Source organism: Streptomyces sp. NPDC093544 (assembly GCF_040683495.1).
Classification (GTDB): domain Bacteria; phylum Actinomycetota; class Actinomycetes; order Streptomycetales; family Streptomycetaceae; genus Streptomyces.
In genome coordinates, this window is the sequence record NZ_JBFBEA010000013.1 from 1 (window position 1) to 22,206 (window position 22,206).

General features: G+C 69.2%; 24 protein-coding genes. 18 read left to right on the top strand and 6 right to left on the bottom strand.

What is annotated here, in order from left to right; genetic code table 11:
* The 3 genes from AB0N66_RS20655 to truA all read left to right on the top strand — a co-directional run.
* The coding region (locus tag AB0N66_RS20655) for a DNA-directed RNA polymerase subunit alpha C-terminal domain-containing protein (protein ID WP_365436850.1) at window positions 1–376 on the top strand (376 nt) is incomplete at its 5' end.
* A gap of 130 nt (window positions 377–506) precedes the next feature.
* Entirely contained in the window at window positions 507–1,052 is a 546-nt protein-coding gene (rplQ, locus tag AB0N66_RS20660; RefSeq protein WP_365436853.1) for a 50S ribosomal protein L17, read from the top strand.
* A 91-nt stretch (window positions 1,053–1,143) separates the two neighbouring features.
* Window positions 1,144–2,001, top strand: coding sequence for a tRNA pseudouridine(38-40) synthase TruA (truA, locus tag AB0N66_RS20665; RefSeq protein WP_365436856.1), 858 nt, complete (start codon window positions 1,144–1,146; stop codon window positions 1,999–2,001).
* 103 nt (window positions 2,002–2,104) lie between these two features.
* Here truA and AB0N66_RS20670 read toward each other — a convergent pair whose 3' ends face one another.
* Window positions 2,105–2,992, bottom strand: coding sequence for a hypothetical protein (locus AB0N66_RS20670; RefSeq protein ID WP_365436859.1), 888 nt, complete (start codon window positions 2,990–2,992; stop codon window positions 2,105–2,107).
* Between the two features lie 415 nt (window positions 2,993–3,407).
* Here AB0N66_RS20670 and rplM point away from each other — a divergent pair, with 415 nt between their 5' ends.
* The 3 genes from rplM to glmM all read left to right on the top strand — a co-directional run bounded on the left by rplM (window position 3,408) and on the right by glmM (window position 6,000).
* Entirely contained in the window at window positions 3,408–3,851 is a 444-nt protein-coding gene (rplM, locus tag AB0N66_RS20675; protein WP_365436862.1) for a 50S ribosomal protein L13, read from the top strand.
* Between the two features lie 41 nt (window positions 3,852–3,892).
* Window positions 3,893–4,435 carry a 30S ribosomal protein S9 gene (gene rpsI / locus AB0N66_RS20680; protein WP_365436865.1) on the top strand — a complete coding sequence of 181 codons (543 nt, stop codon included), beginning with the start codon at window positions 3,893–3,895 and terminating at the stop codon, window positions 4,433–4,435.
* A 206-nt stretch (window positions 4,436–4,641) separates the two neighbouring features.
* A complete protein-coding gene (gene glmM / locus AB0N66_RS20685) occupies window positions 4,642–6,000 on the top strand; it encodes a phosphoglucosamine mutase (RefSeq protein WP_365436868.1) in 1,359 nt (452 codons plus the stop codon).
* 42 nt (window positions 6,001–6,042) lie between these two features.
* Here the strand turns inward: glmM and AB0N66_RS20690 are convergent, their stop codons facing one another.
* Together AB0N66_RS20690 and coaA are read right to left on the bottom strand one after the other, a co-directional pair.
* A complete protein-coding gene (locus tag AB0N66_RS20690; RefSeq protein WP_365436871.1) occupies window positions 6,043–6,984 on the bottom strand; it encodes a DUF389 domain-containing protein in 942 nt (313 codons plus the stop codon).
* Between the two features lie 13 nt (window positions 6,985–6,997).
* Window positions 6,998–7,966 carry a type I pantothenate kinase gene (gene coaA, locus AB0N66_RS20695; RefSeq protein ID WP_365436874.1) on the bottom strand — a complete coding sequence of 323 codons (969 nt, stop codon included), beginning with the start codon at window positions 7,964–7,966 and terminating at the stop codon, window positions 6,998–7,000.
* 240 nt (window positions 7,967–8,206) lie between these two features.
* Between coaA and glmS the strand changes: the two genes are divergently transcribed.
* Entirely contained in the window at window positions 8,207–10,054 is a 1,848-nt protein-coding gene (gene glmS, locus AB0N66_RS20700; RefSeq protein WP_365436877.1) for a glutamine--fructose-6-phosphate transaminase (isomerizing), read from the top strand.
* Here the strand turns inward: glmS and AB0N66_RS20705 are convergent.
* Window positions 10,015–10,257, bottom strand: coding sequence for a DUF397 domain-containing protein (locus AB0N66_RS20705; protein ID WP_365436880.1), 243 nt, complete (start codon window positions 10,255–10,257; stop codon window positions 10,015–10,017). The genes glmS and AB0N66_RS20705 overlap by 40 nt on opposite strands.
* Window positions 10,258–10,265: 8 nt before the next feature.
* Window positions 10,266–11,117 carry a helix-turn-helix transcriptional regulator gene (locus AB0N66_RS20710; protein WP_365436883.1) on the bottom strand — a complete coding sequence of 284 codons (852 nt, stop codon included), beginning with the start codon at window positions 11,115–11,117 and terminating at the stop codon, window positions 10,266–10,268.
* Window positions 11,118–11,338: 221 nt separating this feature from the next.
* On the opposite strand from AB0N66_RS20710, the gene AB0N66_RS20715 reads away from it, so the two are divergent.
* From AB0N66_RS20715 to AB0N66_RS20760, 10 genes are all read left to right on the top strand, one after another.
* Window positions 11,339–11,746, top strand: coding sequence for an ATP-binding protein (locus AB0N66_RS20715; protein ID WP_365436886.1), 408 nt, complete (start codon window positions 11,339–11,341; stop codon window positions 11,744–11,746).
* Between the two features lie 619 nt (window positions 11,747–12,365).
* On the top strand, window positions 12,366–13,268 hold the full coding sequence (locus tag AB0N66_RS20720) for a GNAT family N-acetyltransferase (RefSeq protein WP_365436889.1): 903 nt from the start codon (window positions 12,366–12,368) through the stop codon (window positions 13,266–13,268).
* Window positions 13,269–13,383: 115 nt separating this feature from the next.
* On the top strand, window positions 13,384–14,235 hold the full coding sequence (locus tag AB0N66_RS20725) for a hypothetical protein (RefSeq protein ID WP_365436892.1): 852 nt from the start codon (window positions 13,384–13,386) through the stop codon (window positions 14,233–14,235).
* Window positions 14,236–14,340: 105 nt separating this feature from the next.
* Window positions 14,341–14,712 (top strand): holo-ACP synthase, encoded by a 372-nt coding sequence (locus AB0N66_RS20730; protein WP_365436895.1) that lies wholly within the window; start codon window positions 14,341–14,343, stop codon window positions 14,710–14,712.
* A gap of 66 nt (window positions 14,713–14,778) precedes the next feature.
* Entirely contained in the window at window positions 14,779–16,209 is a 1,431-nt protein-coding gene (locus AB0N66_RS20735; RefSeq protein WP_365436897.1) for an NAD(P)H-hydrate dehydratase, read from the top strand.
* A gap of 274 nt (window positions 16,210–16,483) precedes the next feature.
* On the top strand, window positions 16,484–17,332 hold the full coding sequence (locus tag AB0N66_RS20740) for a L,D-transpeptidase (protein WP_365436900.1): 849 nt from the start codon (window positions 16,484–16,486) through the stop codon (window positions 17,330–17,332).
* Between the two features lie 52 nt (window positions 17,333–17,384).
* The gene (gene alr / locus AB0N66_RS20745; protein WP_365436903.1) at window positions 17,385–18,542 is read left to right on the top strand and encodes an alanine racemase; all 1,158 of its coding nucleotides are present in this window, start codon (window positions 17,385–17,387) and stop codon (window positions 18,540–18,542) included.
* Window positions 18,543–18,629: 87 nt separating this feature from the next.
* Window positions 18,630–19,868, top strand: a complete 1,239-nt coding sequence (locus tag AB0N66_RS20750; protein ID WP_365436906.1) for an alpha/beta hydrolase — start codon at window positions 18,630–18,632, stop codon at window positions 19,866–19,868.
* Complete coding sequence (gene tsaE, locus AB0N66_RS20755; RefSeq protein WP_365436909.1) at window positions 19,834–20,367, top strand: tRNA (adenosine(37)-N6)-threonylcarbamoyltransferase complex ATPase subunit type 1 TsaE; 534 nt, start codon at window positions 19,834–19,836, stop codon at window positions 20,365–20,367. Before AB0N66_RS20750 ends, tsaE begins: the two co-directional genes overlap by 35 nt.
* 239 nt (window positions 20,368–20,606) lie before the next feature.
* A complete protein-coding gene (locus tag AB0N66_RS20760) occupies window positions 20,607–20,798 on the top strand; it encodes a hypothetical protein (protein WP_365436912.1) in 192 nt (63 codons plus the stop codon).
* An 18-nt stretch (window positions 20,799–20,816) separates the two neighbouring features.
* Here the strand turns inward: AB0N66_RS20760 and AB0N66_RS20765 are convergent, their stop codons facing one another.
* Entirely contained in the window at window positions 20,817–21,371 is a 555-nt protein-coding gene (locus tag AB0N66_RS20765; RefSeq protein ID WP_365436915.1) for a hypothetical protein, read from the bottom strand.
* A gap of 122 nt (window positions 21,372–21,493) precedes the next feature.
* Between AB0N66_RS20765 and tsaB the strand changes: the two genes are divergently transcribed.
* Window positions 21,494–22,141 (top strand): tRNA (adenosine(37)-N6)-threonylcarbamoyltransferase complex dimerization subunit type 1 TsaB, encoded by a 648-nt coding sequence (tsaB, locus tag AB0N66_RS20770; RefSeq protein ID WP_365436918.1) that lies wholly within the window; start codon window positions 21,494–21,496, stop codon window positions 22,139–22,141.
* The last annotated feature ends 65 nt before the right edge of the window (window positions 22,142–22,206 follow it).

The window sequence follows — 22,206 nt, forward strand, 5'->3', positions numbered from 1 at the left end:
GGAGCTGTTCGGGCTTGCCCGTGAGCTCAACATCGACGCCGAGGGCATCGACATGGGCCCGTCCCCGACGGACGCCGCCCTCGCCGCTGATCTCGCCCTGCCGATCGAGGAGCTCGAGCTCACCGTTCGGTCCTACAACTGCCTCAAGCGTGAGGGCATCCACTCCGTGGGCGAACTCGTCGCCCGCTCCGAGGCCGACCTCCTCGACATTCGCAACTTCGGTGCGAAGTCCATCGACGAGGTCAAGGCGAAGCTGGCCGGCATGGGCCTGGCCCTCAAGGACAGCCCGCCCGGATTCGACCCGACCGCAGCCGCCGACGCCTTTGGCGCCGACGACGACGTGGACGCGGGTTTCGTGGAGACCGAGCAGTACTGACCGACCAGTACTGATCGGGAGCCACCCCTCCGGGATCCTTCGGGGTCCCGGATCTCCGACGGGCGATCGCCCGCTCGGACACTGACCTCGGTACCTGATACGGCCGGGGCAGACACCAAGGAGAAACATCATGCCGAAGCCCGCCAAGGGTGCCCGTCTGGGCGGCAGCGCCGCGCACGAGAAGCTGCTCCTCGCGAACCTTGCGAAGTCGCTCTTCGAGCACGGCCGCATCACCACCACGGAGGCGAAGGCCCGGCGCCTGCGCCCGTACGCGGAGCGTCTGGTCACCAAGGCGAAGAAGGGTGACCTTCACAACCGCCGCCAGGTGCTCACGGTGATCACGGACAAGAGCATCGTGCACACGCTCTTCACCGAGATCGGCCCGCGTTACGAGAACCGTCCGGGTGGCTACACCCGTATCACCAAGATCGGTAACCGCCGTGGCGACAACGCGCCCATGGCTGTCATCGAGCTGGTGGAGGCACTGACCGTGGCCCAGGCGGCCACCGGTGAGGCCGAGGCGGCGACGAAGCGTGCCGTCAAGGAAGACGTCCTCAAGAAGGACGCCCCGAAGGACGCCCCGGTCGAGACCGAGGCTGCCGACGAGGTCGTCGAGGACGCGAAGCCGGCTGACGCCGAGGTCGAGTCCAAGGACGCCGAGTCCAAGGACGCCTGAGCTTCTGCTCGTGTCTGAGCGGGTCCGCCCCCTTCGGGGCGGGCCCGCTTTCGCGTTCCGCTGCTGCTCGTAGCCCTGAGAGGATCTGTTTGTGAGCGATGAGGTAGAGACCGGGTTCGTGCGGGTGCGGCTGGATCTGGCGTATGACGGGCGGGAGTTCTCCGGGTGGGCCAAGCAGGCCAGTGGGCGCAGGACCGTGCAGGGGGAGATCGAGGATGCCCTGCGGACGGTCACGCGGTCGGGGGAGGCCACGTATGAGCTGACCGTGGCCGGGCGGACCGATGCCGGGGTGCACGCGCGGGGGCAGGTGGCGCATGTGGATCTGCCCGAGGAGGTGTGGGGCGAGCACCGGGAGAAGCTGCTGAAGCGGCTTGCCGGGCGGCTGCCGAAGGATGTGCGGGTCTGGTCGCTGGTCGAGGCCCCCAGCGGGTTCAACGCCCGCTTCTCGGCGGTCTGGCGGCGGTACGCGTACCGGGTGACCGACAACCCCGGTGGCGTCGATCCGCTGCTGCGTGGCCACGTCCTGTGGCACGACTGGCCGCTCGACGTCGACGCCATGAACGAGGCCGCCCAACTCCTCGTCGGGGAGCACGACTTCGCCGCCTACTGCAAGAAGCGGGAGGGGGCCACGACCATTCGTACGCTGCAGAAGCTGAGCCTCGTGCGCGGGGGCGACGGGGTCATCACCGCGACCGTTCGCGCCGACGCCTTCTGCCACAACATGGTGCGGTCGCTGATCGGGGCGCTGCTGTTCGTGGGGGACGGGCACCGGGGGCCGGAGTGGCCCGGAAAGGTGCTGGGTGCCGGCGTACGGGACTCGGCCGTTCATGTCGTACGGCCGCACGGGCTGACGCTCGAAGAGGTCGGTTACCCCGCCGACGAGCTGCTGGCCGCGCGGAGCAAGGAGGCGCGGAACAAGCGCACGTTGCCGTCTGCGGGGTGCTGCTGACCGGCTGGGTGCCCGCGCGTGGCGCGAGGGGCGGGCGGGGGCCTGCCTTGTGGCCCGGAGGCCTACTGCGTTGCCTGGCGGCCTACTGCGTCGGCTGGAGGGCCTACTCGTTGGCCGCTGTCGACGCCTGGGCCTCGCCGCGGCGGCGGATCTGGCGGAAGGCGAACTCGGCGAGGTCATCTCCCGTCGTGAAGACCGCGGTGTCCTTCGTGGTCACGTCCTTGCCGTTGGTGAAGCCGGCGAGGGTGAAGTAGGCGTAGCGGCCGTAGGAGTTGGTGGTCGAGCGGCAGACCGCCGAGTTGCAGAAGGCCTTGACGTCGCCGCCGGACAGCGAGGCGATGATGCTCTTGGCGTCCGCCTCACCCTTGGCCTTGGCCGCCTGGGCCTCGGTGTCGAAGACGGCCACGCCGACGGTCGCAGCGACACCGTCCTTGCTGTAGGTGACGCGCAGGAGGCGTGTGCACTTGTTCTTCGTGAGGACCGTGGCGAGCGTGCCCTTCGCGGCCGAGGCGCAGTTCGTCGTGTCGGCCTTCTGGCCCTTGAGGTAGACGCGGTCACCCATGGTCAGCGACGAACCGGGGAAGAGGATGTCCGGGCTGAGCGGTGCTGTGTCCTTCTTCACGCTCGATATGAATTCCTCGGGGTCCAGCGGCGGAGGGGCCGAGGTCGGCTCGAAGGACGGTGTCAGCCCGCTGGTGTTGCTCGGGATGTCCGCTGTGGCGGGCAGGTTGCTGGGCGAGTTCGCGGCCTGGTTGCTGCCGTTCGCGGACACGACAGCCACCGCGACGGCGACGCCGACCGCGACCGTGGCGAGCGCTCCGCCGCAGATCAGCAGTAGTCTGCGACGCTTGTTGCGCGACTCGGAGGCGTCGGCGAGCGCCGCCCAGTCCGGAGTCCGGTCGTCCGACTGACTGACCCACTGGGGCCGCTGCGATCCTGAATTCCAGGGATCCCACGGGGGCTGCCCCTGCCCACCCTGCCCATAGCTCATGCGCCGCATCTTAGACGTGAGTTGGGGGGTGTCGTTCCGCTCTGCCGTTCACTTGAGACTCCGGCGTGACCTGACCGCGTACGGGCAAAAGTGATATCTCCGGGTGGTTGGTGCGTCGTGCCACCCGGTGTGCGGGAGGGCGCACTGATTTCGTACATTCGTACGAGGCATGGTCGGGGTCGATGGTGGCCCCGGGACGCGTTTTGACCCGTCCGGGGCAGCCCAGGTACGCTGGTCCTTCGTTATGTGTATTGGCTTGCTCATTCTCACGTGAGAGGCCCTTACACCGGTCCACCGGGGCCGATGACCAGCGACCAGCACGCGGTATGCGTCACCGCAGTGCGGTCAGGGCTGTCGTGATCGTCCGTGGTGGCCATGTCAGGACCCACTCACTGAAGAAGCGAAGGCTACGACCGTGCGTACGTTCAGCCCCAAGCCCGGCGACATCACTCGCCAGTGGTACGTCATCGACGCTCAGGATGTCGTCCTGGGCCGTCTGGCAACCACTGCCGCGACCATTCTGCGGGGCAAGCACAAGCCGATTTATGCCCCTCACGTCGATGCTGGTGACTTCGTCATCATCATCAACGCCGACAAGGTGCACCTCTCCGGCAACAAGAAGACCCAGAAGATGGCGTACCGCCACTCCGGTTACCCGGGTGGTCTGCGCTCCGTTCGTTACGACGAGCTGTTGGCGAAGAACCCCGAGAAGGCCGTGGAGAAGGCCATCAAGGGCATGATCCCCAAGAACACCCTGGGCCGTCAGTGCCTCTCGAAGCTGAAGGTCTACTCGGGCGACCAGCACCCCCACGCTGCCCAGCAGCCGGTGCCGTTCGAGATCACCCAGGTCGCGCAGTAGTTCCGGCCACCCCCTAAGACAAAGAGAATCTGAGGAAAATCGTGGCCGAGACCACCGCTGAGCAGCCGGTCGAAGAGACCGAGACCGAGCTCACCGAGAACGTCGAGAACGTCGAGAGCTACACCACCGAGTCCGAGGTGCCGCCCGTCGAGGGCGAGTACACCTCGGAGTCGCTCGCGGGCCGCTTCGGCGACCCGCAGCCGGCCGCCGGCCTGGGCCGTCGCAAGGAAGCCATCGCCCGCGTCCGGATCGTCCCGGGCACCGGCAAGTGGAAGATCAACGGTCGCACCCTTGAGGAGTACTTCCCCAACAAGGTGCACCAGCAGGAAGTCAACGAGCCCTTCAAGGTGCTCGAGCTCGACAACCGCTACGACGTTGTCGCCCGCATCACGGGTGGCGGCGTCTCCGGTCAGGCCGGTGCGCTCCGTCTCGGTGTCGCCCGCGCGCTGAACGAGGCCGACGTCGACAACAACCGCGGCGCCCTCAAGAAGGCCGGCTTCCTCAAGCGCGACGACCGTGCGGTCGAGCGTAAGAAGGCCGGTCTCAAGAAGGCCCGTAAGGCCCCGCAGTACAGCAAGCGTTAATCTTCGCTGCCTGCTCGTACGCGTAGCACGTGCGCTCCGTGGAGCACGCGTGGTTACGCGTAGTACGTCCGAACGCCCCGGCGGCACGCCACAGTGCCGTCGGGGCGTTCGTTTATCACAGCCTTAGGCGTATAACGGCACAAGGTGCTCAAAGGCTCGTGTGATCGGATGACTTCCGAATTCTGAAGCTTTCCTCAGGAGGACAAGTGGGACGACTCTTCGGCACGGACGGCGTGCGCGGTGTCGCCAACGCGGATCTGACGGCCGAGCTCGCGCTCGGTCTGTCCGTCGCGGCGGCGCACGTACTGGCCGAGGCGGGCACGTTCGAGGGCCACCGGGCAGTCGCGGTGGTCGGTCGTGATCCGCGTGCGTCCGGGGAGTTCCTGGAGGCCGCCGTGGTCGCCGGTCTGGCCAGCGCGGGCGTGGACGTCCTGCGCGTCGGTGTGCTGCCCACCCCCGCGGTGGCGTACCTCACCGGTGCGCTGGGCGCCGACCTCGGCGTGATGCTCTCCGCCAGCCACAACGCCATGCCCGACAACGGCATCAAGTTCTTCGCCCGCGGTGGCCACAAGCTCGCCGACGAGCTGGAGGACCGGATCGAGGGCGTCTACGAGGAGCACCGCACCGGCGCTCCCTGGGACCGGCCGACCGGCTCCGGCGTGGGACGCGTGCGCTCCTACGACGAGGGCTTCGACCAGTACGTCGCCCACCTCGTCGCCGTACTCCCGAACCGTATCGACGGTCTGAAGGTCGTCCTCGACGAGGCGCACGGGGCCGCCGCCCGGGTGTCACCCGAGGCCTTCACGCGTGCCGGTGCCGAGATCGTCACGATCGGCACCGAGCCCGACGGGCTCAACATCAACGACGGGTGTGGCTCCACCCACCTGGAGAAACTCCAGGCCGCCGTCCTCGAACACGGCGCCGACCTCGGCATCGCGCACGACGGCGACGCCGACCGCTGCCTCGCCGTGGATCACACGGGTGCCGAGGTGGACGGCGACCAGATTCTGGCTGTTCTCGCGCTGGCGATGCGGGAGCGTTCCGCACTGCGCTCCGACACCGTTGTCGCGACTGTCATGTCGAATCTGGGGTTCAAGCTCGCCATGGAGCGCGAGGGGCTGTCCTTCGTGCAGACCGCGGTCGGTGACCGCTATGTGCTGGAAGCGATGAAGGAGCACGGGTACGCGCTCGGCGGCGAGCAGTCCGGGCACGTGATCATCCTCGACCACGCCACCACCGGCGACGGCACGCTGACCGGGCTGCTTCTCGCGGCCCGGGTCGCCCAGTCCGGCCGTACGCTGCGGGATCTCGCGTCCGTCATGGAGCGGCTGCCGCAGGTGCTCATCAATGTGCCGGACGTCGACAGGTCGCGGGTGAACACCTCGGCCGAGCTGGCGACGGCGGTTGCCGACGCCGAGCGTGAACTCGGTTCCACCGGGCGGGTGTTGCTCCGTCCGTCCGGTACCGAGCCGCTCGTACGTGTCATGGTCGAGGCCGCCGACATCGACCACGCTCGGTCGGTGGCCGGGCGGCTTGCGGACGCCGTCAAGTCCGCACTCGGTTAGGACCTGTCCTAGGAGCGCGGACGCGGTGAAGTCCGCGCTCGGCTAAGCCACTTCGGGTGTACGCGCGCGCTGTCTCGCCCAGAACCACTTCTGGGCGAGCAGCGTGAGCGTGCCGGCGGCGATGATGCCGCCGAGGTTGGCGAGGAGCTGCCAGGTGGAGCCCCACGTCTGGGAGTAGTCCGTGTAGCTGAAGGCCACGGCGGCGTTGGCGGCCGCCGGGACCGTCGTCACCGAGATCGCGACGCCGATCAGGGCGCCCGACTTCGCGGACGTGAGGGACAGGGTGCCCGCGATGCCCGCCAGGAAGGCCACGACGAAGGACATCCAGTCGGGCTTCCAGATGAAGGCCGTGTTCGGCCGGGCCGCCTCCACCATCGACCTCTCGAACAGCCCGAGCACGTCCAGCAGCCAACTGAAGCCCACCGTCAGCACCATGGCGACGGCGAACCCGGCGAGCAGCGCCCACAGCGACCGCCACACCAGGTGCGGGGCGCGCCGCACCAGCGCCGTGGAGATCCCCGCGAGCGGCCCGAACTCCGGGCCCACGGCCATCGCGCCGACGATCAGGATCGCGTTGTCGAGCATCACACCACAGGCCGCGAGCATCGTCGCGACCGCCAGGAGCCCCACATAGGTGACGGTGAGCGTCGACTCCTCGTGCGTCGCGTCCGCCAGGTGCTCCCACAACACCGCGTCCACGCCCTCGCCCGGTGCCTCGTCCTCCGCCTTGTCGGCTCGCTTGGAGAGCGACAGGTCGATGTTCTCGACGGCGATCGAACCGTTCTCGTCGAGGTCCAACTCCGTGAGCGCACCGATGAGTTCGTCGCCTGCCTCGCGCGCGACGTCGACCATCACCACGTCTCCGACCGGATTGCGGGCGGTACCGGGCATGACGACGAGGTGGGCGGTGCCGACCGTGTTCTCGATCAGGCTCAGGACTTCGTCGGTGCGGTCGGGCGGGGTGATGAGGCGGAGGTGCAGCATCCCCGCAGCGTAGTCACAGCTTGCGCAGGCTCAGCTTCTGCACCTTGTGGTCCGGGCCCTTGCGGATGACGAGGGTTGCGCGGCCGCGGGTCGGAGCCACGTTCTCCAGGAGGTTGACCTTGTTGATGGTGCGCCAGGTCGTGCGGGCGTAGTCGAGGGCCTCCTCCTCGGAGACCTGGGTGTACTTCCGGAAGTACGAGGACGGGTTCTGGAAGGCGGTGGCGCGCAACTTGCGGAAGCGGTTGAGGTACCAGGCCTCGATGTCCTCGGCGCGGGCATCGACGTACACACTGAAGTCGAAGTAGTCGGCGAGGCCTACGCGGGTGCGGCCGTCCTGGCCGGGGAGGGCGGGCTGCAGGACGTTCAGGCCCTCCACGATCAGGATGTCCGGGCGGCGGACCGTGAGCCGCCGGCCGGGGATGATGTCGTAGATGAGGTGTGAGTAGACGGGGGCCGTCACCTCGTCCTTGCCCGCCTTGATGTCGGCGACGAACCGGGTGAGCGCGCGACGGTCGTACGACTCGGGGAAGCCCTTCCGCGACATCAGGCCGCGCGCCTCAAGCTCCTTGGTGGGGAGCAGGAAGCCGTCCGTGGTGACCAGCTCGACGCGCGGGTGCTCGGGCCAGCGGGAGAGCAGGGCCTGGAGGAGACGGGCGACCGTGGACTTGCCGACGGCCACCGAGCCGGCGACGCCTATGACGAAGGGCGTGCCGGACTGGGAGCCCTTCTCACCGAGGAAGGTGTTCAGGGCGCCGCGCAGGCCGTCGGTGGCGCCTACGTAGAGGTTGAGGAGGCGGCTCAGCGGGAGGTAGATGTCCCGCACCTCGTCGAGGTCGATGACATCGCCCAGGCCGCGCAGCTTCTCGACCTCCTCGGCGTTCAGCGGGAGCGGCGTCTTTTCGCGCAGCGCGCTCCACTCGGCACGGGTGAGGTCGAGGTAGGGAGTCGCCTCCGGCCTGGGCCGGTGGGCGCTCCGGGGCATCGAGGAGACCGGAGAGATCACACTCCATTGTTACGGGAGTATGGATGGGGTGGGGGGTGGGGTCCGTCACGCGACCCGGTGAGCGACCCGGTGAGCGGCTCAGTGAGCGGCCCGGCGAGCGGCCCGGCGAGCGGCCCGGTTGAGGCTTTCGTGCGGTGGCCTTCGCGCGGTGGTGGGAATTTCCGATATCGGGCACGCGGTGCCGGGATGGGGCGGGTGTGGGCCTTTAGGCTGCCGCTCATGTGCGGAATTGTGGGATACGTGGGGTCGCAGTCGGCGCTTGATGTGGTGATGGCCGGGCTGAAGCGGCTGGAGTACCGGGGCTACGACTCGGCCGGTGTTGCCGTGCCGGCGGACGGGGGGCTCGCCGCCGCCAAGAAGGCCGGGAAGCTGGTCAACCTGGAGAAGGAGCTGGTCGAACGGCCGCTGCCGGCCGGGTCGACGGGGATCGGGCACACGCGCTGGGCCACGCACGGCGGGCCCACGGACGCGAACGCCCACCCGCATCTCGACAACGCCGGACGGGTCGCCGTCGTGCACAACGGGATCATCGAGAACTTCGCGGCGCTGCGGGCCGAGCTGGCCGATCGCGGACACGACCTCGTCTCCGAGACGGACACCGAGGTCGTCGCGCATCTGCTCGCCGAGGAGTTCTCGGTCTGCGCGGACCTGGCGGAGGCGATGCGGCTGGTGTGCCGGCGCCTGGAGGGCGCGTTCACGCTGGTCGCGGTGCACGCCGACGAGCCCGACGTCGTCGTGGGGGCGCGCCGGAACTCGCCGCTCGTGGTGGGCGTCGGCGAGGGCGAGGCCTTTCTCGCCTCGGACGTCGCCGCGTTCATCGCCCACACACGGTCGGCGATCGAGCTGGGCCAGGACCAGGTGGTGGAGCTGCGCCGCGACGGCGTGACGGTCACCGGCTTCGACGGCCTTCCCGCCGACGTACGCGCCTTCCACGTGGACTGGGACGCGTCAGCCGCCGAAAAGGGCGGCTACGACTACTTCATGCTCAAGGAGATCGCCGAGCAGCCCAAGGCGGTCGCCGACACGTTGCTCGGTCGCATCGACGCGGACGGCGTGCTGAGTCTGGACGAGGTGCGGATCCCGGTTCACGAGCTGCGCGAGGTCGACAAGGTCGTCATCGTGGCGTGCGGGACCGCTTTCCACGCCGGGCTGATCGCCAAGTACGCCATCGAGCACTGGACGCGGATCCCGTGCGAGGTGGAACTGGCCAGCGAGTTCCGGTACCGGGATCCGATTCTGGGCGCGCGGTCCCTGGTGATCGCCATCTCCCAGTCCGGCGAGACCATGGACACGCTGATGGCGCTGCGGCACGCCCGTGAACAGGGCTCCAAGGTGCTGGCGATCTGCAACACCAACGGTTCGACGATTCCGCGTGAGTCGGATGCGGTGCTGTACACGCACGCGGGGCCGGAGGTCGCCGTCGCCTCGACGAAGGCCTTCCTGACGCAACTGGTGGCCTGTTACCTGGTCGCGCTGTATCTGGGTCAGGTGCGCGGGACCAAATGGGGGGACGAGATCCAGGACGTGATCCGGGATCTGGCTGAGATCTCCGGCTCGGTGGAGCGGGTCCTGGAGACCATGGAGCCGGTACGGGAGCTGGCGCGGTCTCTCGCCGACAAGAACACGGTGCTGTTCCTCGGGCGGCACGTGGGCTATCCGGTGGCCCTGGAAGGTGCGCTCAAGCTCAAGGAGCTGGCGTACATGCACGCCGAGGGCTTCGCGGCCGGCGAGCTGAAGCACGGGCCGATCGCACTGATCGAGCAGGATCTGCCGGTGGTGGTGGTCGTGCCCTCGCCCCGTGGGCGGTCCGTACTCCACGACAAGATCGTGTCCAACATCCAGGAGATCCGGGCGCGGGGTGCGCGCACGATCGTGATCGCGGAGGAGGGGGACGAGGCGGTGGTGCCGTATGCGGACCACTTGATTCGGATTCCGGCTACGCCGACTCTGCTTCAGCCGCTCGTCGCCACCGTGCCGTTGCAGGTGTTCGCTTGTGAGTTGGCGACGGCTCGGGGGAACGAGGTGGATCAGCCTCGGAACCTTGCCAAGTCGGTGACGGTGGAGTGAGTTTTCAGGGCTTCGATGAAGGGGGTGAAGGCTCCGGTCGGGAAGGTGAGGGTGGCGGTGGCGGTGGCGGTGGCGGTGGCGGTGGCTGGGGTCTTGGAGTCGCGGATGGCTATGTGGGTGGGTGAGTTCGCGATCTCTACGCAGGAGTCGCCGTCGCCGGGGCCTGAGTAGGATGACTTTCGCCAGTTGTCGGGGGTGTCCATGGGGTGCCTCACAGCTCTTTCGCCAGCTTGTGGATGAAGTCGCGAGACCGTTCGGGGTCGAGCGACACACCTTCCACCTTACGGAAGAGTGTTCGAAAGGCGTCGAGTTGGGCTTCGGAGTCGACGAACGCCGCACCATGGGGCGCGTCACGTACGACAGTGTCCAACTTGGGTACGAGGCCTCCCGTGTACGTCATGGCGCTCGTGGCTCCGGCGAACCCCTCCAGGTCGAAGGGGATGACACGAACCGTGATGTGGCCTGCTTCGGAGAGTTCGAGCAGGCGGGTGAGCTGGGTTCGTGAGGCGGCGCGGTCGCCGACCATGATGCGTAGCGCCGCCTCATGGATGACCGCCTCGTAAGGGGTGGGAGCGGGGCCTTCGATGATCACCTTGCGTTGCATTCGGTGGCGGACGCGCAGCTCAAGCTCCTCGTGGGGGAGTTCAGGGACGCGATAGGCGTACACGGCGCGGGCGTAGCCCTCCGTCTGAAGCGGTCCCGGGATATACAGGAACTGGACCTCCCGCAGGAATGTGGCGTGGTGCTCCAGTTCGGAGAGGTCGAGGAATGGCGTGGGCAGCAGGCCCCGGTACTCCTCCCACCAGCCGCGGGTCCGGTCGGTCGCCATGGCTACCAGGCCATCGATCAACTCGTCGTCGGAGCAGGCGTAGTTGGCGGCAAGGAGACGCAGCCGCTTCTCGCTCACGCCCGTGAGTCCGGCCTCGATCTGACTGATCTGTGCGGAGCTCACCCCAAGTAGCGCTGCCGCCTCGCGGGCTGCGAGGCCTGCCGCGTCCCGGAGTCGGCGCAGTTCGGCCGCCAGGCGCATCTGACGTGCCGTTGGCTCGCTCCTCAACACCATCGACTGCTTCTCCCAACGTGCTTGCGCGCGTGACTCGTTCGGGGGTCAGGTTACGCGATCCGCTTGCGAAACTTAAAAAACTAGGTCTACGGTCAGTGATGCGACGCACACTCTGCGGAACCCGGGGCCCCGGAAGCGCACCGCTCCGTCCTGCCATGACGGCTGCGGCACTGGCACCGCCCGCCGACCGCACCCCTCAACCACCGAACCGGAGTTGACGCATGCCCGAAAACGAACCGTGGGAGTACTTCTTGTACCTCCCGAACGACCTCCGCGCAGTCACCGTCAGTCGCCGCACCCTCCGCCTGATCCTCACCATGCACGGCCTGATCCGCCTCGTCGACGTCGGCGAACTTCTCGCGACGGAGCTGGTGTCCAATGCCGTACGGCATACGGAGGGACCCGCTGCCCTGCGGGTGTGCTGGTCGGCGGGTGTGCTGCGGATCGGGGCGTGGGACGCCGATCCTCGGCCGCCGGAGCCGCCTCGGCCGTTCGACGTGGGCACTGACCTGGAGGAGGGGCGCGGTCTTGCGCTGGTCCGGGCGTGCGCCGATCTGTGGAGCTGGCAGCCACTGGCCAGGGACGGCAGGCGGGGCAAGTACGTGTGGTGCGAGCTTGCTGCCGCGTAGAACCGTGTTGGAGTGGACGCCTGTTGGTTGCGTCACCGTCGGGGCCGCCCGCTTCTTGCGAGTGTCGTGCTTCCGCGGCCCGCATCAAGGGCGCTGCGCGTCGCCTGCGGCGATGGCCCTGCGGGCCACCCTTGACCCGGTCCGCTCCAGCACGGGTGAGAAGCGAGCGAGCGGCCCGGAAAGCGGGGTCCCAGGTCGGCCGACGGCGGCGTGGGTTGTGGGGTGGGCCGGCGGTGGCGGGCGCGGTCGCGCCTCGCATGCACGCCGGGTGGGCTTAGCGGCATGCGGGCGGTGCGGTGTATATCCCGACAGGATCCGGCGAGCAGGCCGCGCGCCAGGGATTGGCAGATTTGTCCCACCTGAGGGAGAGGGAACCCCAGGGCGGCAGCAGATACGTGGGACAGATCTGCCAATTGCTTTCTGTTGCTTCCTGCGGGGTGATCAGTGAGGTTGGTGTGACTTGTGAGGCGTTGTGTTGGCTCGCCGACCGGCCAATGGTTGCCGCCTGTCCAGGGCTCCTGACGACTTCCGGTGTGCCGCACGAGGTTGTCCTGCTGTCTCGCTCCTCGGGCTGGCGGAAAACCATGGGGGACAGCAGCACCGTGGGAAATCATGGAGCATGCGACTGGATGGCTGGCACCTCACCGATGACGTCGACGAATTTCTTGCTCGGGCTGGAGACTTTCTGCGTTCACGGCCTGACCTGCACACCACGCCGCTGACGGTGATCGACAAGCTGCGAACGCGCGGGGCGGACGCGGGCGGTGCCGAAGCCCCTGTATTCGGGTGGCTGGAGCGTGGGGGAGAGGTTCGCGCCATCTTCTACCGCCGTACTCGGTCCGGTCCTCTGGGCCTCACGCCCGCCTTCACTCGTGACGAGGCCGACATGCTTGCCGCCCGCCTGGCCGGCCTCGGTCACACGCTCCCCGGCGTCAGCGCGGACCACGACACCGCCACCGCTTTCGCCGAGGCATGGCAGCGGCTTTCAGGCGCGGTGCCGGTACTCCGCCAGCCGCTCCACCTCTACCGTCTCGGCACGCTCACCCCACCGGAGCCGGTTCCGGAGGGCCGGGTTCGAGTCGCGGGCGAGGAAGACCTTGAGCAAGTCATGCGCTGGTGCCACGAGTTCGCTGCCACCGTCGACGAGGTCCTCCCCGACTCCTGGGCCGACACCCGTTTCGCGGACAAACACTTCTCGTTCTGGGAGACCCCGGACGGCACTCCGGTCTCCATGGCGGCCATGACTTCGTTGATCGGCGGCCAGATCCGGGTGGACCCCGTCTACACCCCGGCCCACCTCCGCGGTCGCGGCTACGCGGGCGCCGTGACGGTGGCGGTGAGCCGGGCCGCGCTGGCCGCAGGCGCGAAGGAGGTCGTGCTGTACACGGACCCGGCCAACCCCACCAGCAACGCCCTCTACCAGCGACTCGGGTACGTCCTGGTCGCCGACTGGGCCGTGTACGACTTCTCGTCTGCCGCGCCGGTTGCGGCCCCGGCGCGCGACCTGCGTAGTTCTACGTAATCCAGCTCACAAGGTGTGGGTACGTCATCCCTGGTTATGTACGATTCAGCGTCTCAACAGGCCCTGCCGGGGGGATAGTTCGGCGGGGTCTCTCGACTTCACTGTGGGGGATTTCATGCGTGTACGCGCTGCTGCCGGCGTTCTTGCCGGTGCTCTCGTTCTTTCCGCGCTCGCCCTTCCGGCCGTCGCCCAGACGTCGGAGCGTTCAGGTGTGTCGACGGAACTCAGAACCTTCGGCTCGAAGACCGTTCTTCCGAACGACTCGCTGGGTGGCACCGAGTTCTCGAAGGCGGTCATCAACGGCGGCAAGGACATCGTCCTCGGCACGACCACCAAGAAGTCCGTCACCGTCACGTACACCGCAGCCAACGAGAACGGCATCGCCCTCTCCGTGGCGTACCTGTGGCAGGGCACCGACAGCTCGACCGTGGAGGGCATCACCGGCTCCCTGGGGACGGACGAAAACGTCGAGTGCACGGAGTCGACGACCCAGATCGGCGTCTACAGCTGCAAGGGCGTCTTCAACCTCGACGCCGCGAGCGACTTTCAGGGCAACGGCGCCGCCGGGACCTGGAAACTGTTCCTCGGCGCCTACGACCTCTACGCGAACGCCAGCGTCGACGACAACGTCGCCACCACCAAGATCAAGCGTGCCGCCAAGCTGACCGTCAACGCCTCCCCGGAGCCGGTGAAGAAGGGCAAGACCATCACGGTCACCGGCAAACTGAGCCGCGCCAACTGGACCACCGGCAAGTACGCGGGCTACGCGACCCAGCCCGTGAAGCTCCAGTTCCGCAAGAAGGGAAGCACCACCTACACCACCGTCAAGACGGTCAAGTCCAGCAGCACCGGCGCCCTGAAGACCACCACCAAGGCCGGCCTCGACGGCTACTACCGCTTCGCCTTCGCCGGCACCACCACCACCGGCTCTGTGAGTGCGGCCGGTGACTTTGTCGACGTCAAGTAGGTAGAGGCCTGAGGAACGGCCGCTCCACAGTCCACCTTGGCGGCTGCCCTCTGCGCGGCCGCCAAGGTCACGGCGCCAGCTGCCCACGCCCGTAAGGTGCTCGGCATGAGCATCATCGGGGTCGGTATCGACGTGGCTGAGATCGATCGGTTCCGGGCTTCGCTGGAGCGGACGCCCGGGCTGGCTGAACGGCTCTTTGTGGAGAGCGAGTTGCTGTTGCCGAGTGGTGAGCGACGGGGTGCTGCCTCGCTCGCGGCTCGCTTCGCGGCGAAGGAGGCGCTGGCCAAGGCGTTGGGCGCCCCGGCCGGCTTGCACTGGACCGACGCCGAGGTCTACGTCGAGAGCAGCGGGCAGCCGCGGCTGCGGGTGAAGGGGACGGTGGCGGCCCGCGCGGCCGAGCTGGGGATTCGGTCGTGGCATGTCTCGCTGAGCCATGACGCGGGGGTGGCCTCGGCTGTGGTGGTGGCGGAGGGGTAGCCCGGCCGGCGGGCGCGTCCACGGCTGGGGCTGTGGTTCGGGGTGCCGTACGGGAGACTCGACCGTATGCGTACTGCGTACAGCGTGGAGACCGTGAGGACTGCTGAGCGGGAGCTGATGGCCAGGCTTCCGGAGGGTGCCCTGATGCAGCGGGCGGCTGCCGGACTTGCCGCCGCCTGCGGGCAATTGCTGGGGCGGGTGTACGGCAGCCGGGTCGTGCTGCTGGTGGGCAGTGGCGACAACGGGGGCGACGCCCTCTACGCCGGAGCCCGGCTCGCGCGGCGCGGAGCGGGTGTCACCGCGGTGCTGCTCGCGCCCGAACGGACTCATGGCGGTGGGCTGCTCGCGCTGCGGCGGGCTGGTGGCACGGTGGCCCCCTCCGGCACCGCTGAGGAGGCGATCCGGCGGGCCGATCTCGTCCTCGACGGGATCGTCGGGATCGGGGGCAAGGGCGGACTCCGGCCCGACGCGGCCGCGCTGGTCGGGGTCGTCGACGATTCCCGCGCCGCCGTCGTCGCCGTCGATCTGCCCAGCGGGGTCGAGGCGGACACCGGCGAGGTGCGCGGCGCCGCTGTCCGCGCCGACCTGACGGTCACTTTCGGGACGCACAAGCCGGGGCTGCTGATCGACCCGGCGCGGGAGTACGCCGGGTCGGTGCGGCTCGTCGACATCGGGCTCGAACTGCCGGACGAGCCCGAGCTGGAGGCACTACAGCACGCGGATGTCGCGGCGCGGCTCCCGGTGCCGGGGGCGGAGAGCGACAAGTACCGGCGGGGCGTCGTCGGGATCGCCGCCGGGTCGGCCCGGTATCCCGGGGCGGCCGTGCTCGCCGTGGCGGGGGCGTTGAGGGGTGGGGCGGGGGCCGTGCGGTACGTGGGGCCGGCGGCGGACGCGGTGCTCGCCCGCTTCCCCGAGACCCTGGTGTCCGACCAGGGGCCCGCGAAGGCGGGGCGCGTGCAGGCGTGGGTGGTGGGGCCCGGGGTCGGGGACGACGCGTCGGGCGTGGCGGAGGCGCTGGCGGCGGATGTGCCTGTGCTGTTGGACGCGGACGGGTTGCGGCTGGCCTCGCGGGAGGCGGTACGGGGGCGGGGGGCGCCGACCTTGATGACTCCGCATGCCGGGGAGGCGGCGGCGCTGCTCGGGGTTGCGCGGGGGGCGGTCGAGGGGGGTCGGCTGGCCGCCGTGCGGGAGCTTGCGGGGGTGTATGGGGCGACTGTGCTGCTCAAGGGGTCGACCACGGTGGTGGCCGATGCGGGGGGTGGGGTTGTGCGGGTGAATTCGACTGGGACCGGGTGGCTTGCCACTGCGGGGAGTGGGGACGTGTTGTCGGGGCTTTCTGGGTCGTTGCTTGCGGCTGGGCTGTCGGCCCTCGATGCCGGGAGTGTTGCCGCGTATCTGCATGGGCTTGCGGGGCGGTTTGCTGCGGATGGGGCGCCTGTGGGGGCTCATGATGTGGCTGATGCGATTCCGGAGGCCTGGCGGGATGTGTCTGGCTGAGTGGGTGGTTTTTTTCGCCCCCTCCGCCCCTTCCCGTCCCGTTTCTGGGGGCTGCCGCCCCCAGGCCCCCGCTTCGGCCTGGACGGCCTCGTCCTCAAACGCCGGACGGGCTGAAGGTGCCCGGCCGGCGCTGAAAGCCTGAGCCCCAGGCTGAAAGCCTTCGCCCCCGCCTAACGGGCGACCCCCTCCGCGCGGCTCACCCGCCACCGCCGTTCCGTTGCGTATGGCTGATCGCATGATCAGCAGACGAATGACTTGTCGTGGGATTGCGGTGATGCTTGCCGCGGTGACTGTGCTGCCTGTCGGGGTGGCGTATGCGGAGCCTGTTCCTCCTGCTTCTGGGCCGGAGGCGGAGCTTGTGCCCGGGGTGGCGCCGGGGCCGTATCAGCCGTGGCAGATCGACACGCCTGACCAGGTGCTGGCGCCGAAGGTGTACGCGCCGACTGCCGCGGAGGACGCGGTCGAGCCGCGGGACGCCATGGAGGGGACGTACGCGCTCGTCGAGTACGTGCCGCTCGGGGACGCCGCCGCGAAGGTGGCGTGCAGCAAGCAGACCGGGCCCTACCAGCGGCAGGTCGAGCGGTGGCTGAAGCTGAAGGTGGACGGGAAGCAGTCCGGCGCCGACTGTCTCGCCATCCGTGGCTTCCAGACGAAGCACAAGATCAAGCCGAGCATCGGTTTCGCCGGGCCCGTCACCTGGGCCCAGATGCAGTTGCTGTCGGCGAAGAAGAACCCGAACGCGGCCAAGAAGTGTCCCGTCCGGTCGTACCGCGTGGCCTGTGTGGATCTCACCCGTCAGCTCACCTGGGTGCAGAAGGGCAAGAAGGTCGTGTACGGGCCGGTGCCGATGAGGAGTGGGCGGGCCGGGTACGGGACGCGGACCGGGTGGAAGAAGATCTACTGGAAGCACAAGAACCACTGGTCGACGCTCTACAACAGCCCCATGCCGTACAGCCAGTTCTTCGACGGCGGACAGGCCTTCCACGCCGTCTACGGCAGCATCCACACCACGGTCGGCTCGTGGGGCTGTGTCAATTTGCGGCTCGCCGACGCACGCAAGCTGTGGGGCGTCCTCAAGAAGGGCGACCGGGTTTATGTGTGGGGTCGCAGGGCCGGTTCCTGAGAGCGACCGGTGTCGGGGTGCTGTCAGACGCCTCTGAGACACTGGAGGCGCTATGAACGAGACAGCACCCCTGCGCGCCCGCGCCGAGATCGATCTGGCCGCCCTCCGGGCCAACGTGCGGACTCTGCGCGCCCATGCGCCGTCCGCTGCCGTGATGGCCGTGGTCAAGTCCGACGCGTACGGCCATGGCGCGGTCCCGTGTGCCCGCGCGGCGCGCGAGGCGGGTGCCACCTGGCTCGGCACGGCCACCCCCGAAGAGGCACTCGCGCTGCGGGCGGCGGGGCTGCCGGGGCGCATCATGTGCTGGCTCTGGACGCCCGGCGGCCCCTGGGCCCAGGCCATCGAGGCCGACCTCGACGTGTCGGTGAGCGGTCTGTGGGCGCTGGAGGAAGTCATCCGGGCGGCGCGCGACGTCGGCGACCCCGCCCGCGTCCAGCTCAAGGCCGACACCGGACTCGGGCGGGGCGGCGCTCAGCCCGCCGACTGGCCCGAACTCGTCGCACAGGCCCTGCGCGCCGAGGCCGACGGGCTGATCACCGTCACCGGCCTCTGGTCGCACTTCGCCTGCGCCGACGAACCCGGCCACCCCTCCATCCAGGCCCAACTCACCCTTTTCCGCGAGCTGGTGGCGTACGCCGAGGAGCGGGGCGTCCGCCCCGAGGTGCGGCACATCGCCAACTCGCCCGCCACGCTGACCCTTCCCGAGAGCCACTTCGACCTCGTACGCACGGGAATCGCGGTCTACGGCCTCTCGCCGAGCCCCGAGATCGGCACCCCGGCCGACTTCGGGCTGCGCCCGGTGATGACGCTGAGCGCGTCGATCGCGCTGGTGAAGCAGGTCGAAGGGGGTCACGGCGTCAGCTACGGGCATCACTACATCACCCCCGGCGCCACGACCCTTGGCCTAGTGCCCGTCGGCTACGCGGACGGCATCCCGCGGCACGCCTCCGGCACCGGACCCGTGCTGGTCGGCGGCAAGCTGCGAACGGTCGCCGGGCGGATCGCGATGGACCAGTTCGTCGTCGACCTAGGCGGGGACGAGCCGGAAGTGGGTACCGAAGCGGTGCTGTTCGGGCCCGGCGACCGGGGCGAGCCGACCGCCGAGGACTGGGCACGGGCCGCGGGCACCATCGTGTACGAAATCGTCACCCGGATCGGAACCCGCGTACCTCGTGTCTACGTGAAGGTGAATGACGAACAAAACGGGTAACAGCGAAGAGGTGCGTAGCGAACAGGTGTGCGGCGTGAGCGCGCCAGGACCCCGAACAGTGCAGAAACCGGCGAAGAGGAGCGGGAAGTGAGCGAGAGCAACGCGGAGGCCGTCGCGGATGCGGCCTCGGCGGTCGCCGCCTCCGTCGGGAACTGGCGCAAGGGAGCCGGTATCGCGGGCGTCGCCATAGGCGTGGTCGCGGCGGGTGCCGCCGCCGGAGTCGCCATAGAGCGGCTCACGGTCGGCCGCGGCATGCGGGAACGGGCCCGGCTCGCCCTCGACTCGGCGGGACCGTACGGCGCGCTGCGCGGCACTCCCGGCAAGGCGTACGCGGACGACGGCACGGAGCTGTACTACGAGGTCGACGACGTCGAGACAGAGGCCCCGCTGGGCGGCCGCCGTCGGCGTCTCTTCGGCCGCAAGGCCCCGGTCCCCGTCACCGTCGTCTTCAGCCACGGCTACTGCCTCAACCAGGACTCCTGGCACTTCCAGCGAGCCGCGCTGCGCGGAGTGGTGCGCACGGTGCACTGGGACCAGCGCAGCCACGGGCGGTCCGGGCGGGGCGTCGCGCAGGTCAAGGACGGGAAGCCGGTCACCATCGACCAGCTCGGCGAGGACCTCAAGGCCGTCATCGACGCGGCCGTGCCCGAGGGGCCGATCGTGCTGGTCGGGCACTCCATGGGCGGCATGACGGTGATGGCGCTGGCCGACCAGTACCCCGACCTCATCCGTGACCGGGTCGTCGCCGCCGCACTCGTCGGTACGTCGTCGGGGCGGCTCGGCGAGGTCAACTTCGGGCTGCCCGTCGCCGGCGTCAACGCGGTGCGGTGGGCGCTGCCCGGTGTGCTGAGGGCGCTTGGGCAGCAGGCCGCCCTGGTGGAGCGGGGGCGGCGGGTCACGGCGGATCTGTTCGCCGGGATCATCAAGCGGTACTCGTTCGCGAGCAAGGACGTCGACCCGGCGGTCGAGCGGTTCGCCGAGCGGATGATCGAGGGCACGCCGATCGACGTGGTCGCCGAGTTCTACCCGGCGTTCACCGAACACGACAAGACCGCGGCGCTCGTGCACTTCGCGGACATGCCCGTGCTCGTCCTCGCCGGCGTCAAGGACCTGGTGACCCCGAGCGAGCACAGTGAGGCGATCGCGGACCTGCTGCCGGACGCCGAGTTGGTGCTCGTCCCCGACGCCGGACACCTCGTGATGCTGGAGCACCCCGAGGTCGTCATAGACCGTCTCGCCGACCTCCTGATGCGCGCGGGAGCCGTCCCGGCAGGGGCTACCGTTGGTGGCTATGGAACGGCAAGCAGCACCGCACAACCCGGCTGAGCCCACCGCGGGGGGCGTCGGCGTCCAGATCACCGTCAACTCCCCGGAGCAGATGCGCGACTTGGGTCTCCGCCTGGCCAAGCTGCTGCGCGCGGGCGACCTGGTGATGCTGAACGGCGAGCTCGGCGCGGGCAAGACGACGCTGACGCGCGGCCTCGGTGAGGGGCTCGGGGTGCGAGGCGCGGTCACCTCGCCGACCTTCGTCATCGCGCGCGTGCACCCCTCCCTCGGCGAGGGTCCGCCGCTCGTCCACGTGGACGCGTACCGCCTCGGCGGCGGGCTCGACGAGATGGAGGACCTCGATCTCGACGTCTCGCTGTCCGACTCGGTGATCGTCGTGGAGTGGGGCGAGGGCAAGGTCGAGGAGCTGACCGACGACCGGCTGCATGTCGTCATCCACCGGGCGGTGGGCGACACCACCGATGAGGTACGGCACGTGACGCTGACCGGGCTCGGCGGGCGCTGGGCGACGGCCGATCTGAGCGCGCTCTCGGCCTGAACTCGCGTGCCGTCAGCCTTGAACACGTGTGCCCTCGGACCGAACACCGACGCGCTCAGCCTGGAGACAGGGGGCGCGTCGGTTTTTTCGTACATTCGAATTCTTCGTACATTCGAATAACGTTCCGACAAGACGTCGGCAAGATGTTGCGTTTCGCGTCCTGGGCGTGGTCACATGGACATCAGTCCGTGGTTAGGTCTACCTAACCATGGTGGCCCCCGAAGCTCCAGGAGGCGTCCATGTCGGCTTCAGAACGGTCGGCTTCAGAACGTGACGTGCCGGCGCAGCAGCCGCGGGTGGCCGTCGGGGTGTCGATGCGGGATCTGCTGGCGTCTTGCGTTCTCGCCGAGGTGGTGTCGCGGGCGCCGCGCGCGCCACTGCCCGAGGTGTCCGGGCCCGCCGGTGTCGAACAGCCCTGTCGGGCCGCGTAGCCCTTCCTTGCAGGGCGGCTACTGAACCACTACGACCTTCACGCCCACCGTCGCGAAGTTCCACATCGCGTCGCCGTCCTTGCGGGACTCGCGGATGCCGCCGAGCTTCTTGGCGGGGTCCGGGGCGGTTGTCGAGCCGTTGAGGGCCGCGCTGAAGCCGATCGCGATGCCGTCGACCGTCGTGAACCGTACGACGTGCTCGATCTGGACCCCGTCCGAACCGGTGACCGCGTTGGCGCGGGTCGTGACGGCGTACGTGCCGGCGACCGGGTCCACCGTGCCGGGCGTGACCTCGAAGGTGCGCTGCACCTTGTTGTTCGCGGCGACCAGCCACACACGGTCGTTCGCGGTCGCGTAGACGACGCGCTCACCGGTGCCGGACGCGGTGGGCAGCGCGTTCGGGTTCGTCGTGCCCCCGGGGGTCTTCGAGGCGGAGGCCTTGGGCGTCGCGCTCTTGTCCGCTTTGCCCAGGGTGTCCGGCACGCTCGCGGACGCCTGGTAGGCGAGGAAACTGACCCCGGCGATCGCCGCCACGGTGAGCCCGGCCACGATTCCCGAGCTGCTCCTAGCCACCTTGTACGCCCACCTTTCGAACCACGTTCTTACCCTGTACGTCGCTTGTGGTGACGGTAGCAGCAGGCACCCGGCAGACCGGGGCGGCCATACGTCCGGCTCGGGCGCCGTAGGCTGTTTGCGTGCTCTTGCTCGCTCTGGATACCGCCACTCCCGCCGTGACCGTCGCCCTGCACGACGGCACATCCGTCATCGCCTCGTCGAGTCAGGTGGACGCGCGTCGGCACGGGGAGCTGCTGCTGCCGGCCGTCGACCGGGTGCTCGCCGAGGCGGATCTGCGCCTCGACGCCGTCACCGGCATCGTGGTCGGCGTCGGCCCCGGCCCCTACACCGGGCTGCGCGTCGGGCTCATGACCGCCGACACCTTCGCTCTCGCGCTCGGCGTGCCCGCGTACGGCCTCTGCACCCTCGACGGGCTCGCGTACGCGGCCGACATCGAGGGCCCCTTCGTCGTGGCGACCGACGCACGGCGCAAGGAGGTCTACTGGGCGCGGTACGCCGATCCCCGTACCCGCGTGTCGGAGCCCGCCGTGGACCGGCCCGCGGACCTGGACCTCGGCGGTCTGCCCGCGGTCGGGGCGGGCGCGCTGCTCTACCCCGACACCTTCCCGGACGCCCGCGCGCCGGAGTACGTCTCGGCCGCCGCGCTGGCCTCCCTGGCCGCGGAGAAGCTCGCGGCGGGCGAGGAACTGGCGGCCCCCCGGCCGCTCTACCTGCGCCGCCCGGACGCCCAGGTGCCCAAGAACTACAAGGTGGTCACCCCCAAGTGACCGCCCACCCGTCTCCAGACCACCGCCCCTCAACGACGCCGCCGCACGGCGGCCCTCCCACATTG

Excerpts from the sequence above, each read along its gene's own strand:
- rplQ (WP_365436853.1), top strand. The coding sequence starts at position 507 with ATGCCGAAGCCCGCCAAGGGTGCCCGTCTGGGCGGCAGCGCCGCGCAC.
- AB0N66_RS20690 (WP_365436871.1), bottom strand. The coding sequence starts at position 6,984 with ATGCTGCACCTCCGCCTCATCACCCCGCCCGACCGCACCGACGAAGTC.
- AB0N66_RS20715 (WP_365436886.1), top strand. The coding sequence starts at position 11,339 with ATGCCCGAAAACGAACCGTGGGAGTACTTCTTGTACCTCCCGAACGAC.
- tsaE (WP_365436909.1), top strand. The coding sequence starts at position 19,834 with ATGGAACGGCAAGCAGCACCGCACAACCCGGCTGAGCCCACCGCGGGG.
- AB0N66_RS20740 (WP_365436900.1), top strand. The coding sequence starts at position 16,484 with ATGCTTGCCGCGGTGACTGTGCTGCCTGTCGGGGTGGCGTATGCGGAG.
- AB0N66_RS20725 (WP_365436892.1), top strand. The coding sequence starts at position 13,384 with ATGCGTGTACGCGCTGCTGCCGGCGTTCTTGCCGGTGCTCTCGTTCTT.
- AB0N66_RS20720 (WP_365436889.1), top strand. The coding sequence starts at position 12,366 with ATGCGACTGGATGGCTGGCACCTCACCGATGACGTCGACGAATTTCTT.
- AB0N66_RS20730 (WP_365436895.1), top strand. The coding sequence starts at position 14,341 with ATGAGCATCATCGGGGTCGGTATCGACGTGGCTGAGATCGATCGGTTC.
- AB0N66_RS20705 (WP_365436880.1), bottom strand. The coding sequence starts at position 10,257 with ATGGACACCCCCGACAACTGGCGAAAGTCATCCTACTCAGGCCCCGGC.
- AB0N66_RS20760 (WP_365436912.1), top strand. The coding sequence starts at position 20,607 with ATGTCGGCTTCAGAACGGTCGGCTTCAGAACGTGACGTGCCGGCGCAG.
- coaA (WP_365436874.1), bottom strand. The coding sequence starts at position 7,966 with ATGCCCCGGAGCGCCCACCGGCCCAGGCCGGAGGCGACTCCCTACCTC.
- AB0N66_RS20710 (WP_365436883.1), bottom strand. The coding sequence starts at position 11,117 with ATGGTGTTGAGGAGCGAGCCAACGGCACGTCAGATGCGCCTGGCGGCC.
- alr (WP_365436903.1), top strand. The coding sequence starts at position 17,385 with ATGAACGAGACAGCACCCCTGCGCGCCCGCGCCGAGATCGATCTGGCC.
- AB0N66_RS20735 (WP_365436897.1), top strand. The coding sequence starts at position 14,779 with ATGCGTACTGCGTACAGCGTGGAGACCGTGAGGACTGCTGAGCGGGAG.
- AB0N66_RS20670 (WP_365436859.1), bottom strand. The coding sequence starts at position 2,992 with ATGAGCTATGGGCAGGGTGGGCAGGGGCAGCCCCCGTGGGATCCCTGG.
- glmS (WP_365436877.1), top strand. The coding sequence starts at position 8,207 with ATGTGCGGAATTGTGGGATACGTGGGGTCGCAGTCGGCGCTTGATGTG.